Annotated in this window: 10 protein-coding genes; 8 read left to right on the forward strand and 2 right to left on the reverse strand. The window is 69.8% G+C overall.

Going from position 1 to position 13,452, the window contains the following annotated elements; genetic code table 11:
- Nucleotides 1–260: 260 nt before the first annotated feature.
- Entirely contained in the window at nt 261–1,037 is a 777-nt protein-coding gene (locus DB31_RS14615; RefSeq protein ID WP_044187753.1) for a class I SAM-dependent methyltransferase, read from the reverse strand.
- A 132-nt stretch (nt 1,038–1,169) separates the two neighbouring features.
- On the opposite strand from DB31_RS14615, the gene DB31_RS14620 reads away from it, so the two are divergent.
- The 8 genes from DB31_RS14620 to DB31_RS14655 all read left to right on the forward strand — a co-directional run bounded on the left by DB31_RS14620 (nt 1,170) and on the right by DB31_RS14655 (nt 12,609).
- Nucleotides 1,170–2,690: a hypothetical protein gene (locus tag DB31_RS14620; protein WP_157231982.1), complete on the forward strand. Its 1,521-nt coding sequence runs from the start codon at nt 1,170–1,172 to the stop codon at nt 2,688–2,690.
- A 15-nt stretch (nt 2,691–2,705) separates the two neighbouring features.
- The gene (locus DB31_RS14625) at nt 2,706–3,701 is read left to right on the forward strand and encodes an AAA family ATPase (RefSeq protein ID WP_044187755.1); all 996 of its coding nucleotides are present in this window, start codon (nt 2,706–2,708) and stop codon (nt 3,699–3,701) included.
- Between the two features lie 97 nt (nt 3,702–3,798).
- Entirely contained in the window at nt 3,799–5,634 is a 1,836-nt protein-coding gene (locus DB31_RS14630; protein WP_240486695.1) for a hypothetical protein, read from the forward strand.
- Nucleotides 5,635–5,662: 28 nt separating this feature from the next.
- The gene (locus DB31_RS14635; protein WP_044187758.1) at nt 5,663–6,643 is read left to right on the forward strand and encodes an ABC transporter ATP-binding protein; all 981 of its coding nucleotides are present in this window, start codon (nt 5,663–5,665) and stop codon (nt 6,641–6,643) included.
- Nucleotides 6,640–8,121: an ABC transporter permease gene (locus DB31_RS14640; protein WP_044187761.1), complete on the forward strand. Its 1,482-nt coding sequence runs from the start codon at nt 6,640–6,642 to the stop codon at nt 8,119–8,121. The genes DB31_RS14635 and DB31_RS14640 overlap by 4 nt, the downstream gene beginning before the upstream one ends.
- Entirely contained in the window at nt 8,118–8,975 is an 858-nt protein-coding gene (locus DB31_RS14645; RefSeq protein ID WP_044187763.1) for a DUF58 domain-containing protein, read from the forward strand. Before DB31_RS14640 ends, DB31_RS14645 begins: the two co-directional genes overlap by 4 nt.
- Nucleotides 8,972–10,690 carry a BatA domain-containing protein gene (locus DB31_RS14650; protein WP_044187765.1) on the forward strand — a complete coding sequence of 573 codons (1,719 nt, stop codon included), beginning with the start codon at nt 8,972–8,974 and terminating at the stop codon, nt 10,688–10,690. Before DB31_RS14645 ends, DB31_RS14650 begins: the two co-directional genes overlap by 4 nt.
- A gap of 326 nt (nt 10,691–11,016) precedes the next feature.
- Nucleotides 11,017–12,609, forward strand: coding sequence for a serine/threonine protein kinase (locus DB31_RS14655; RefSeq protein WP_044187767.1), 1,593 nt, complete (start codon nt 11,017–11,019; stop codon nt 12,607–12,609).
- 21 nt (nt 12,610–12,630) lie between these two features.
- Here the strand turns inward: DB31_RS14655 and DB31_RS14660 are convergent, their stop codons facing one another.
- Nucleotides 12,631–13,422, reverse strand: coding sequence for a DUF4261 domain-containing protein (locus tag DB31_RS14660; RefSeq protein WP_157231984.1), 792 nt, complete (start codon nt 13,420–13,422; stop codon nt 12,631–12,633).
- Nucleotides 13,423–13,452: the final 30 nt, after the last annotated feature.

The raw sequence follows: 13,452 nt of genomic DNA on the forward strand, positions 1-13,452 counted from the left end.
GAAGAGAGAGGGCACCGGCAGAACACCGGCCTTGCGTGAAAATTCACCTGCCGGGTGGGACGAAGCGCCGCATCCATTCTTCTCCGGGGCCGAAAAGTCAAATGATTCGGCAGGTTGGCACGTGTTTCCCCAGGCGAGGAACCGGCCTCTGTCTTGGAGCGTGAGAATCAGCAGGCCTATGGCTCGGAGTGAAGGCTGAGGAGGAAGTAGGCGAACGTGCGCCTGCCGACGCGCCGTGAAACGAACCTGTGACGGGCGGATCAGCTCACGCGCCGAGCGGTGACGAGGGGTTGGTAGAAGCCGCTCTCCTGCGGCATGTGCCAGCGCACCTCGCGGAACCCGGCGGCCGTGAGTGCGCGGCTCAGTTCCTCGCGTTTGAGTGCGCGGTAGCGGGTGCGAACGCTCGTGGTGCTCCAGCCTTCGCCTTGGGGTTGGAGGATGAACAGCTCCACTTCGTAGCTGCGGCCATCGGCGGCCCAGGTCCACACCTGGAACGTGATGCGCCGAGACTCGCCTTCTCCGAGGACTCGCATCTCCGTAGGTACCGACGCGCCGGGCTTGGACTCCACCGCGTCGTAGTCGCGGATGGTGGCGATGAGCAGGCCTCCCGGATTCAGCACGGTGTGAAGGTGGTGAGCTGCGGCGGCAAGCTCCGTGTCCTCGAGCAAATGGGGCAGGGCGTTGTCACAGCTCAGCACCACGTCGAAGCGCTGGTGGATCTGCTCGCTCAGCGTGCGCATGTCCGCCACGGCGAACCCCGTCAGCTTCAGGCCTGCGGCAGTGGCTTCTTGCTCGGCGCGTGCAATGGACACGGGGCTGATGTCCGAGGCGAAGACACGATGCCCCCGTGCCGCGAGCCCCAGTGCCTGAGTGCCGATCCCGCAGCTCGCGTCCATTACTTCCTTCTGGCCATCTCCGAGCGCCGCCCGAATCAGGCCGTCCAGGATCGCTCCCTGGCGCTCGCGCGAGGCGGCCCAGTCCATGAAGATGAGGTGGTATCGCTCGGCGAGCCCATCATAGAAGCCGGTCGGATCCATCCCGGGAGTATGGACAATGTAGGGGGCCGGGTGGGAGAGGGTGCTCCAGATGGCTTGTGGAAGCCCCTCCGGGTGACCGACACTCTGGTCCCAGCCATGGCCGTCAGTGAAGAACGCCGTTTCGAGGCTCTCGTGCTCGCGCCCGTCCGGCGCGTGCAGCGGCGCCTCAATGCGGTGGCCTGGGCTGAGGCGGGCATCATCCCCATGTGGGCCGCCGTCACGGTCTGTGTCGTCGCCCGCCTGCTGCTGCGCGACTCCGCCCTATGGACCGCCCCCGCGTTTCTCCTGGCCGGTGGCGCGTGGTGGGGCTACCGGGCTCGGCACCGGGGCATCTCGCTGGAGCACGCAGCCGTGCTCGCGGATCGCTCAGCCAATGCCGGCGGCCTGTTGCTGACCCGCCTGGAGCGCCCCGTCGGAGATTGGGAGCTCTCCGTCAACCAGCTCGCCCGCGCCGTGAAGCCCCCCGAAGTCCAGTGGCGGCGCCCCGTGGGAGCCCTGGCCGGTGCGCTCCTGTTCCTCGTCGTGGGCTTCCTGCTCCCGCTGCCTCCGCCTTCCTTGCGCCCCATCAATGCAGCCGCAGCGGCCAAGGTCGCCGCCGTCCAGGCCAAGGCCGAGACGCTCGCCAAGGAGGAGCCTCTGGGCGCTCCAATGGAGGAGGAACTGCGCCGGCTGGCCGAAGAGGTCGCCGAGGGCCGCTTCGACGCGGGCGACTGGGAAGCTGCTGACGGTCTGGAGAAGCGCCTCGCCGAGCGCGCTGCCGAGGCCGCCGCAGAACTGGCGGGAGCCTCCGAGGCCGCTCGCGAATTGGAGGAGGCGCTGGGAGCCTCGGGGGATGCGGAGCGCGCGGCCCGCGAGCGCGAGGAACTGGAGCGAGCGCTCATGGCGCTCAATGGGAACGCGACCGAGGGAGAGAACGGGCAGGGCGGGCAGGACGGCAAGGAACAGCAGGGCCAGCAGGGCGAGCAGAATGGCCAGGGTGAACAGAATGGCCAGAGTGGGCAGGAAGGGCAGGAAGGGCAGAGCGGCTCCGTGAAGGACGGCAACACGGGGCAGGACGGTCAGCAGGGTTCGCAGGGCTCGCGCCGTACCGCGTCCGCGCAGGCCGGTGGCAACCTCGATCAGATCTCCAATCTCCGGCGGACGTTGGAGCGGCGGCAGCAGCAGCTCGAAGAGCGCTTCGGCCAGGGCAACTCGGCGCAGGCGAACAACCGCCGCCAGTCCGGAACCGGGCGCCGAGGCTCCCGGCAGATGCAGGGCCAGGGGCAGGGCGAGGGGGAAAACGGCGAAGGCGAGGGTGAGGGCGAGGGTGAGGGCGAGGGCGAGGGCAGCAGCGATCACGTCAGCCGCCAGGTCCGGCAGGGCGAGGGCTCGGGCGCCTCGCGTGGCGGAGGGAGCAACCCGCTCGTCTTCGGAGGCGAGGCGGAGATGGACCCCAACCGCCTCGAGTTCCAGCCGCTGCCCGAGGGCCAGGGCGGAGAGGCGAACGAGCTGTGGGGCCTGAAGGCCGCCGATCCGCAACGGGAAGGCGTCACGGTGACGCCGTCGGCGGCGAAGGGGCAGGGCGTGCAGGGGGACGCGACGCCGGGGTACTCCTCGGGGCCGCTGTTGCCGCGCAACCGGGACCTCGTGAAGCGATATTTTGGTGATCAGTGACAGAGAGGAGCCGACGTGTCTGAGCTTCTGAGCCCCGCCGAAGTCCAGGGGGCGGCGGAGGTTGCGGCCCAGCTGAAGAAGGGCCTCAACCAGGTGCTGCTCGATCAAGAGTCCGTGGTCGAGCAGGTCGTGGTCGCGGTGCTCGCGCGAGGCCACGTGCTGCTCGAGGGCCTGCCGGGTCTCGGCAAGACAGAGCTGTGCAAGGCGATGGCGCGGCTGCTGGCGCTGCCCTTCCGCCGCATCCAGTTCACCCCGGACCTGCTGCCCGGCGACATCACCGGCACCTACGTGCTGGAGGGAGAGGGCCGCCGCGAGTTCACCTTCCGCGAGGGCCCCCTGTTCGCCAGCGTTGTCCTCGCGGACGAGATCAACCGCTCCAGCCCCAAGACGCAGTCCGCGCTGCTGGAGGCGATGCAGGAGCGGAGCGTGACGGTGCTCGGGCAGACGCGCGCGCTGCCGGATCCGTTCTTCGTGCTGGCCACGCAGAACCCCATCGAGCTGGAGGGCACCTACCCGCTGCCCGAGGCGCAGCTCGATCGCTTCCTCTTCCGCGTCCAGGTGCCGCCCGTAGGGGCCAAGACGCTGAGCACCCTGCTCACCACCCGCGTGCGCGGCGCGCCTCCCGCGCTCCCGTCCGTGCTCGACGGCGAGAGCCTGGGGCGCCTCTTCGCCGCGACGGACCGGGTGCACCTGCCCGGGCCCGTGGCCGACTTCATCGGCCGCCTGGTGGAGGCCAGCGACCCGCGTCAGGCCCACGCTCCGGACTCGGTGCGCCGGTTCGTTCGCTATGGGGCCTCGCCTCGTGCCGCGCTGGGACTCGCCGCTGCTGGCCGGGCGCTGGCGCTGCTCCGGGGCAAGCCCAACGTGGGCTTCGACGAGGTGACGACTGTGGCGCCCGCCATCCTCAACCACCGGCTCGTGCTCGCCTACGAGGCCTCGCTGGAGAAGGTGTCCTCCACCGAGGTCATCCGCGCGCTGCTCCAGGCTGTGCCCGAGGTGCCACGTGCGTAGCTCCGTGCAGGCCTGGCTTCTATGCGCCACGCTGCTGGCTGGGAGCGCCGGATTCGCGCAGCCCCTGGCCGCGAGTGTGTCTGGGCCTGTGGAACTCGTGCTGAGGACCTCGCCGCCGCCACCACCACCGCCGGTGGTTCCCGCTCCGGCGGAGGAAACAGACGCGGCACCCGAGGAGGCGGCTCCCGCGGATGACTCGGAGGCCACGGAGGACGCCACCGCCAAGGAGGCCGCTGTCGCCGAGGACGTCGAGCATGAAGTGGTGCGCTCCGGCTACGCGGACACAACGGGCAACCTGCAGAACCTGGAGGACATGGACGGGCTGCGCGTCTCGGTTCGCTCGGGCGCGCTGCGCGCGAAGCGCGGGTACACGCCCGTGGAGGTGACGCTGTACAACACTGAGAACGTGCCCAGGCCGGTGCGCCTCCGCTTCCAGGGGTACAGCTCGGGCTCCTCCACCACGGAGCGTGTGGTGGAGCTGGGCGCGCGACAGCGGCTCACCACGCACCTGCTCGTTCCCGCGCCCGTCGCGTCCGGCATGTTCACCGTGGATGGGCCTGGCATCCGTTCCCGCAACACGGGCGTGTACCTGGATGAGGGCAACACGCCCACGGCCCTGGTGCTCGGCTCCTCCAAGGCCTTCGAGGCGGTGACCGGGATTCACCGCGTTGAGGACCCCAAGCCCGCCGAGGTGGATGTCCGCTTCGTGCCCGTGCAGGACGCGCCCCGGGAGCTGGCCGCCTACGTGGGCTTCCCCGTGGTGCTGGTGACCGAGGAAGTGGCCTCGGTGCCCTCGGATGTGTGGGCGGCGCTGGAGAGCTACGCCGCGGCGGGGGGCTCTCTGCTGATAGCCCTGCCTCCGCGCGACCTGCCGCAGCGCCTGCCGCTGCTCAACCTGGAACCCCAGCGCGACACGTGGAACGACTACGGCTTCGGCCAGGTGTACCTGTGCCAGTCCGGAGCGAGGGACTGCGGCAACGCGGCGCTATTGGTGGATCAGGACAGCAAGCCTCCGGTGGACCCGATAGGGCCGCCGCCGCGCTGGGAGAACAACCGCTTCGCGCTGAACGGCGGTGAGACGCCGCTGCTGCCCAATGCCCTGGTGCCGCTGGGCCGCTTCCTCTTCTTCATCTTCCTGTTCTCACTGGCGGTGGGGCCGGGCGGGCTCATCCTTGCGCGACGCAAGGGCCCCGTGGCGCTGCTGATCGGCGTGCCCGCCGTGTCGCTGGTCACCTGCCTGGTCATCGTCGGCAACTCGTTGCTGGTGGACGGCTTCGTCACCCACGCCTCGCGCTACAGCTACACCTGGCTGGACCGGCCGAGAGACCGGGCCGTGACGGCGGTGGTGGGGGGCTACTACGCCAACCTCGCGGCCAGAACGGTGCGGCTCCCGTCCCACAGCGTGTTGATGGCGCCCGCGGAGATGGACGACTGGCTCGTCGACGTGAACTGGACGGGCGGAGGCATGGAGGCGGAGGGCTTCCTCCCGGCGCGCACCTATGTGGAGTGGGGCGAGGTGGCGGTGGCTCCTTCGCGGGCTCGGCTCGCGGTGCGCCGCGAGGGGAACACCGTGAAGGTGCAGAACGCGCTGGGGGCTCCCATCCAGCGGGGCTACCTCCGGTACGGGCAGCAGAGCTACTGGGTGCCCGAGCTCGCCGATGGCGCCGAGGCCGTGGCCATCGAGGTCACCTCGGAGAGCGGGAGCGAGAAGGAACGGCGCGAGGCGCAGGAGCGAAACATCCTGGAGATCGTGGACGCACCCACCCCGGTGAAGCGCCGGGTGACGAAGGTCGGCGTGGAGTTCTACGCGCCGCTCGGGGAGAGGGGCTTCGTGGTGCGGCTCAAGGGCATGGGCTACGGGCCGCTGGCGGGCATGAAGGTGGAGCTGCACGAAGGGCTCCACTACGTGCGCGGGCAGGTGGATGCGCCATGAGGAGCGCGAGACAGCAGGAGGTGCGGCGATGAGCCTGTTGCAGGTGAAGGGGCTGCGGCGCGACTTTGGCTCGCTGCGCGCGGTAGATGACGTGACGTTCGAGCTGGCGGCGGGCACCATCCTGGGCTTCATCGGGCCCAACGGCGCGGGCAAGAGCACCACCATGCGCATCATCGCCACGCTGGACACGCCCAGTGCGGGCGAGGTGCTGCTGGATGGGCAGTCCGTGGTGGACACGCCGGACAAGGCCCGGCCGCTGATCGGCTACATGCCGGACCGCTACGGCACTTATGACGACGTCACCGTGTGGGAGTTCCTCGACTTCTTCGCCCGGGCATACGGCCTGAAGGGTGCGGCGCGGAAGAAGCGGGTGGATTCGGTGATGGAGTTCACGGGGCTGGTTCCACTGAAGGACAAGCTCACCAGCGCGCTGTCCAAGGGCATGCGGCAGCGCGTGGCGCTCGGGCGGACGCTGCTGCATGACCCCAAGCTGCTCATCCTGGACGAGCCGGCGGACGGCCTGGATCCGCGCGCCCGCATCGAGCTGCGCGAGCTGCTGCGGGCCCTGGCGGATCAGGGCAAGGCGGTCCTCATCTCCAGCCACATCCTCACGGAGCTGGCGGAGATCTGCGATACGTGCGCCATCATCGAGCAGGGCAAGCTGCTGGCCACGGGCAAGGTGGCGGACCTGCTGGCGCAGAGCCAGACGGGGGCCGGCACGGAGCTGACGATCCGGCTGGCGGTGGGCGCGGAGGGCGAGGCGGCCTACGAGCGCGCCGAGCGGGTGGTGCTGGAGCAGCCTCGGGTGGGGCAGGTGTCGCGAGAGCCTGGGCAGCTGCGCGTGCGGCTGGAACTGGAGGCGGGCGCGACGCGGACCCAAATGGATGAGGCGGCTGCGCGGCTGCTGGCGGCGCTGGTGACGGCGGGGGTGCCGGTCTGCGCCTTCAGCCACCGGGAGCTGAACCTCGAGGATGCCTTCATGACGGTGACGAAGGGGAGGGTCGCGTGAGCGCGCCCGTGGAGACCGTGGGGGCCAAGGGCTCGCTCAGCGAGCGGCTGGGAGACCGCATCAACCCCCTGGTGGTGAAGGAGATCCGCCAGGGCCTGCGCACCCGCATGTTCTGGGTGTGCTTCGGGCTGATGTTGCTGGCGTGCGTGCTGCTGTCGCTGATGGCGTACGCGGACGTGAAGGACGGTGGGTACCGGGCGCGCGGGAACACGTACTTCTTCACCTACTTCGTGTGCCTGGGGCTGGTGCACTTCTTCGTCATTCCGTACAGCGCGTACCGCTCGCTGGCGCGCGAGCGCGAGGACGAGACGTGGGTGTTGCTGGCGCTCACGGGGCTGGGGCCCCGGCGCATCCTGCGGGGCAAGGTGACATCCTTCCTGGCGCAGGCGGCGCTGTACGCCTCGGCAGTGGGGCCCTTCCTGCTGTTCAGCTACTACCTCAACGGCATCGACCTGCCGACCATCCTCCTGGTGCTGGTGCTAGGGGCAGCGTGGCTGGTGTTCCTCACGGTGCTCGGGGTGTGCGCGGCGACGCTGGCGGACGCGCGGCTGGGGCGGGCGTTCGTGCACTTCCTGGTGCTGGGCCTGCTGGCCAGCGGCGTGGCGCAGGGGCTGGGCGGGGCGTTCGCGCTCAGCGAGGGCGGCTCGCGGCTGATGCGCGAGCGCGAGTTCTTCTCCGTCATCGGCGTCGCGCTGTGGCTGATGCTCAGCTATGGGTGGCTGCTGTTCGAGGCGGCGGCGGCGCGGCTGTCGCTGGTGACGGAGGACTACTCCCGAGGGCCTCGGCGGGCGCTCATCATTCAGGTGCTGGTGAGCGCGGCGATCGTGGTGGGACTGTGGGCGAATCAGTCACATGAGCGCGAGGTCGCGGTGATAGCTGGCGTGGCCGGGTGCATGCACCTGACGCTGTGCGGGCTCTTCGTGGTCTCGGACGTGGATGGACAGGCGCGGGCGCTGCGGTCGTCGACGCGGCCCTGGAGTCTGCTGCGGCCTGGGGCGGTGCGCGGCTTCCGGCTCATGGTGTTGCTGATCGCGGGCTGGTCCATCTTCTGCGCGCTCTTGGGGCTGAGCTCGGATGACGTGCAGAGCAACTGGCGCTCGTTGATCTACGTCACCCTGGCGGCGGCTGCATACCCCGTCCTCTACTTCGCGGTGGCCATCCTGGTGGCGAAGATGCCGCGCTCGGATCGGTTGAGCTCTCCGGCGGCGGTGCGGGTGCTGTTCATATCGCTGGCGGGCCTGGGCGCGGTGCTGCCGCCGCTGTTGGCGCTGCTGGTGGACGAGCCTGCGGACAACGGCCTCATCAACCTGCTCAACCCCATCGTGGGCCTGGTGAACTTCGGGCAGCACGACTACGGGACAGATCTGCCGAAGATGACGGTGGAGTTGCTGTGCTTCGTCTGCGGGGTGGCCGCGCTCGCCGCCTTCGCTGCGGATCGCACCCTGATCGAGCGAGAGCAGCGGGTCCACACCTCGTGAGCGCGGCGGACGAGAGCGAGGTGGCTCGGCTGGCGCCGGGGTTGGCGCTGGCGCTGCCTCGGGTGCCTCACCGGGGGCGGGTAGGCGAGGTGCGCGCCTCGTCCGCGGGCTCCTCGTTGGAACTGCACGACTTCCGGGTGTACCAGCCTGGGGATGACCTGCGGCAGGTGGACTGGAACGCGGTGGCGCGGACGGGGGAGATCATCCTCCGGGTGCGGCAGGACGAGGTGTCTCCGCGAGTAGAGGTGCTGGTGGATGCGTCGCGCTCCATGGCGTTGAGCCCGGCGAAGGAGGCGCGAGCGCGGGAGGTGGCGCTGCTGGCGGTGGAGGTGGCGGCGCTGCAGGGACTGACGCCCACGCTGCTCACCACGAGCGCCCGGCCGGAGCGGACACAGGGGCAGGTGTGCCGCTCGGCGCTGCGGGCGTCGGCGTTCGATGCGAAGGATGATCTGGGAGCCGCACTCGGGAGGATGCCGCCGCTGCGGCCGTGTGGCCTGCGGGTGGTGGTGAGCGACTTCCTCTTCGAGGCGGACTTGTCTGGGCTGATGGCTCGGCTGGCGCGAGGGGCCTCGGCGCTGTTCGTGGTGCAGGTGCTGGACGCGGAGGACCTGGATCCCACGGGAGGCGAGGGGGCGCGGCTGGTGGACGCGGAGAGCGGCGCGGCGTTGGAGGAACTGCTGACCGAGGACGTGCTGGCCGCCTACGCACGCCGCTTCGCCGAGCACCAGCGCGCGCTGCGGGCTGCAGCGGCTCGGGCGAGGGCGACCCTGGTGACAGCGCCCGCACCGGAGCGGCTGAGCACGCTGGTGCGAGGCCCGCTGCGGCCGCTCTTCGTATCGGGAGGAGCGGCGTGAGCTTTGGCTTCCCATGGGGGCTGCTGGCGCTGGGGGCGTTGGTGCCACTGGCGGCGGCGTACTTCCTGCGGCGGCGGCAGAAGCCGGTGACGGTGAGCGCGCTGTTCCTGTGGCGCACGCCTCGGCCACGCGCGGAGGCGGGTCCGCGCTTCGAGCGCTTCACGCGGGAGTCCTCGCTGCTGCTGGAGGCGCTGGCGGTGGTGGCGGCGGCGCTGTTCCTGGCGGACGTGCGCTTCAGCGAGGACACGCGGGCGCGGCACGTGGTGCTGGTGGTGGATGGGAGCCTCTCGTTGTCGGCGCGAGGGGCGGATGGGGTGACGGTGCTGGAGCGGGTACGCCGGGAGGCGGCCAGGCGGGTGGAGGAGGAGCGCGCCACGCGGGTGACGGTGCTGGCGAGCGGCTCGGTGCCTCGGGCGATCGCGGGCCCGGAGGCGGAGCCCTCGCGGGCGCTGGGAGCGTTGGAGTCCTTTCAGGCGCTGGGGGCGGACCACGACGTGACGGCCACGCTGCTGTGGGCGCAGGAACTGGCGGGGCCGGGACGTCGGGTGCACTTCTTCACGGACGTGCTGCCAGCCGAGGGTGCGGTGGTGCCTCCGGCGGTGCGGTGGACGGCGCTGGGGACGGTTCGGGACAACGTGGCGCTCGTGTCGGCGCAGCGGCGGGACGAGGGCACGAAGGCGACGGTGACGCTGCGGGTGGCACGGTTTGGCGGGCCGGACTCGGTGGAGGTGCGGGTACGCGCGCAGCCGGGGCCGGGAGCGAAGGAGGGGACCGAGCAGCGCGAGGTGGTGCGGCTGCCCACGGAAGGTGCGGCGACTGTGCGCTTCACCTTTGAGAACGCGGGCGATGTGGAGGTGATGTTGCCGGACGACGCGCTGCCGGAGGATGGGCAGGCTCGGCTGGTGCCCTCGGCGGTGCGTCGGGTGCGTGTGGCGCTGGCGGAGGGACTGGAGCCGCGGACGAAGCAGGCGCTGGAGCGCTTCCTATCGGTGGCACCCGATGTGGAGACGGCGGCCGGGGAGGGCGCGCTGATCGTGGGGCCGAGGGGCACGACCGCGAGAGTGACGGTGGGGGCGGGGGGCACGCTGCGGACATTCCTGGGGCCGTTCTTCTCGGAGAAGGGGCACCCGCTGCTGGACGACGTGCAGCTCGCGGGTGTGCGGTGGACGGCGGGAGACAATCCACCGGGCCGGGCGCTCATCACGGCGGGGGACGCGGTGCTGCTGGCCGAGGAGGACGGGCGGGTGCACGTCAACCTGGAACTGTCGCGTTCGAATCTGCAGCGCACGCCCGCGTGGCCCGTGCTGCTGGGCAACCTGCTGCGCGAGGCCCAGCGCACGCGGGAGGGATTCCCGCGCAGGCATCTGACGCTGGGAGAGCCCCTGCCGGTGGTGACGCAGCCAGGGGCGCGCTACACGCTGGAGGGCCCGCTGGGAGAGAAGCCAGTCTTCGGAGCGGGCTCGTTGACCCTGCCTGCGCCGCCCGTGCCGGGCCGCTACACGCTGGAGCGGGATGGAGAGCCGGTGGACGCGACGGAGGTGCTGGCGCTGGACGCACGCGAGTCGGATCTGCGCGCGAGGAGCAGCGGCGAGCGGGAGGCCACTGCGGCGGAGAAAGAGGAGAGCAGCACGGGCTCATCGAGCCGGGCGCGCTGGCCCCTGCTGGTGTTGCTGGGAGCGCTGTTGGCGGACTTCTACGTCACACGGCGGAAGTAGCGAGGAGTGCGCGGATAAGCCTGCGCCTCGAGAACCGCCTACCCGGGCTCCAGCACGAACAGATGGCCCTCACTGGTCACTCACGAGAGAAGCTCCGGCGGGTTGCAATGCGTCTTGTGGGGGAACTGCCGCTGTTGCCGGGCGCTGGTCTCAAGAACCTGTCTGACAAGTAGACCACCTCGCTTCAGGCTCTTGGGAAAGGGAGTCAACTGGAGCCCTGCAGCGGTCTGGTAGCACTCTGGACCTGGGGGATCGTGTGTGCGGCAGCCGACCCATGAGGTAGGTTCTATCCCTGCAGAGGAAGCTCAGCCTGCAGGGAGCGAAAGATGGACGTGCCGCTGCTCGATGCGGATGCGGACGTGAGGAGCCTTCCGCATGGGACGAGGGTTGGACCCTGGCGGCTGAAGGGGGGACGGGGTATCGGGGCTTACGGCGCCGTGTACCGCGCTGAGCGGGTGGGCCACGAGGAAGCGGGAGATGCTGCCCTCAAGATGGCCCTCCACCCCAGGGATCCTCGCTTCAAGAGGGAAGCAGAGATGCTGAGGCGGACGCGTCATCCGAATGTACCGCGCCTGCTCGACAGCGGAGAGTGGCGGCATCCGAACGGCTTCCACCATCCGTTCATCGTGATGGAGCGCATCGATGGTGAGCCACTCTACGCGTGGGCCGAGCGCCGCAACCCGGACACGAGGCAGGTGCTGCGGTTGTTGGCTCAGGCCGCTCGGGCCCTGCAAGCTACGCATGAGGCGGGGGGAGTGCACCGGGACGTCAAGGGCGACAATGTCCTGGTTCGGCCCGTGGATGAATGGCTCTTCCTGATGGACTTCGGAGCGGGGGATTACGTGGGAGCAGAGCGGTTGACCGCCTCCCGCCTGCCGCCAGGAACTCCGCCCTACCGCAGCCCTGAGGCGTGGGCCGCCAGCAGAAACCCCTGGAGGAAGCCGCACGAGCGATATGTTGCCGGGCCCGCCGATGATGTGTTCGCCTTGGGTGTCATGGCCTACCGGTTGGTGACAGACGAGTATCCGCCCTTCACGGATGCGAGCAGCGAAGAGGGCCAGTGCTGGCAACCTGGGGGCAGTGGGCCTCGGCCGCCAAGCGAGGTGAATTCCCGAGTGGGCCCCGAACTGGATGCCGTCATCCAACGCATGCTGTCGCTGAACCCGAAGAAGCGGGGAACCGCCCAGGAGTTGGCGGAGGTAATGGAGCAGAGCGCCGCGCAGGTCCGTTCCGTGTCGGGCGAAGGCTTGTTCCAGTGGGAGACGCCGCAGTCCTCTGCATGGTCCCACGGGGAGGCGACCGACGTCGAGCGGCTCGGGCATCGCTTGCGGCGAAGAAACAGGAAGGCGGTGCTCGCGGCGGTGGACGCGGACGCCACCAAGAGAGCAACGGTCCATCGTCAGCAGGCAGTGGCAGGCGCCAAGACCGCGCTGCGTGGTGAGCGCGAGGTGTTGAGGGCACAGGGCCTGTCTGGGTTCGCCTTGATGGCGGCGACGGCCCTGGCGGTCCTGTTGTTATGGCTGCAGCAGCGGGAGTCCCTGAGTTCCCAGGAGGGAGTACCTGTTGCTCGCGGCACGCGCTCGGGGGAGCAGCGCGATGGAGGAGTCACCCACGTAGGGGACACCGCAGTGTCCGCTGTCTCCTCTGGTGAGCAGTCTCCGATGGGCAAGGGTGTTGCGGTCGAAGCGCCGCCCAAGCCTTTCCCAGGCCAGCTCAGGCCTGATCTCAACGGCCGCTGCCGGAAGGGGCAGTATTCGATCAACGGAGGGTGTTGGCTGAGAGTGGAGGTGAGTGACTTGGAGGACTGCAAAGGCGTCAAAAACGGCGTTGAGTTCGAGCAGTCCTGCTACACGCCGATTTTCCCTTCCAAACGAGAGCCGACCTCTGCTCCCGTGAGTCCCGTAGAACCGGAGCGTTGAAGCTCAGTCTCATCAGGCCGTTCACTTCTGGGGCTCCAGCACGAACAACTGGCCCTCAGTGTCGAGGAACTTCGTCTCCCTGCCGCGCGGCAGTCGGAGCTTCACGTGGCGGCCGTTCCACTCCGCCGTGTGCCCGTCCGAGAAGCTCCGCCCGGACGTCCGCAGATAATCCAGCAGGCCGGAGAACATCCCGAACGTCTCTTCTCCCTCGGCGTGGCTCCGCGCGTGCCAGGCCAGCTCCGGCAGCCCCAGCATCGGCGCTCCATATGTCCGCATCCACACCCCCGCCTCCCCCTCCACTTCCAGCTTTACGAAGCCTACGTAGAGCGCCGTGAGCGGCATCGTCCGCAGCAGTTCCAGCAGGTCCTCTCCCTCCTCTGGAATCAACGCCTGCGCCGGGAACGAGGTGTGCGCGCTCTCGTTCAGCACCACCAGCGCCCCCTCCTTCGCCAGCGCCACCGCCACCAGCCCCAGTGCCACGAACTGTTCCAGCCGGTCCGGCTCCTCCCCCGCGTAGAACAGCAGCGCGTGCGCCGCATGCGCCCGGGCCTGTTCCTTCAAGTCGGCCCCGAAGTGCGCTGGCCCCACGCACAGCTCCACCACCGCCCCCGGCATCGGCTTGCTGAACACCACCACCTGCACCCCGTGCTTGCCCCACCGCGCCACGCCGACCTCGGCGCCCATCGTGGTGCTCGCCTGCCGGTCGAACTCGAAGCGCGCGCCGGAGAGCGAGGGGTGAAACCCCTGGAGCGTCCGCGACAGCACATTCACGTCCAGCCGCAGCGGGCGGGGAAGCAGGAGCTGGAGGCTCAACGGCGTCTCACGACGCGGAGCCGCTTCCGT

Source organism: Hyalangium minutum, assembly GCF_000737315.1.
Classification (GTDB): Bacteria; Myxococcota; Myxococcia; order Myxococcales; family Myxococcaceae; genus Hyalangium; species Hyalangium minutum.

Coding starts and splice junctions, on each gene's coding strand:
- DB31_RS14655 (WP_044187767.1), top strand. CDS start 11,017: ATGGACGTGCCGCTGCTCGATGCGGATGCGGACGTGAGGAGCCTTCCG.
- DB31_RS14615 (WP_044187753.1), bottom strand. CDS start 1,037: ATGGATCCGACCGGCTTCTATGATGGGCTCGCCGAGCGATACCACCTC.
- DB31_RS14635 (WP_044187758.1), top strand. CDS start 5,663: ATGAGCCTGTTGCAGGTGAAGGGGCTGCGGCGCGACTTTGGCTCGCTG.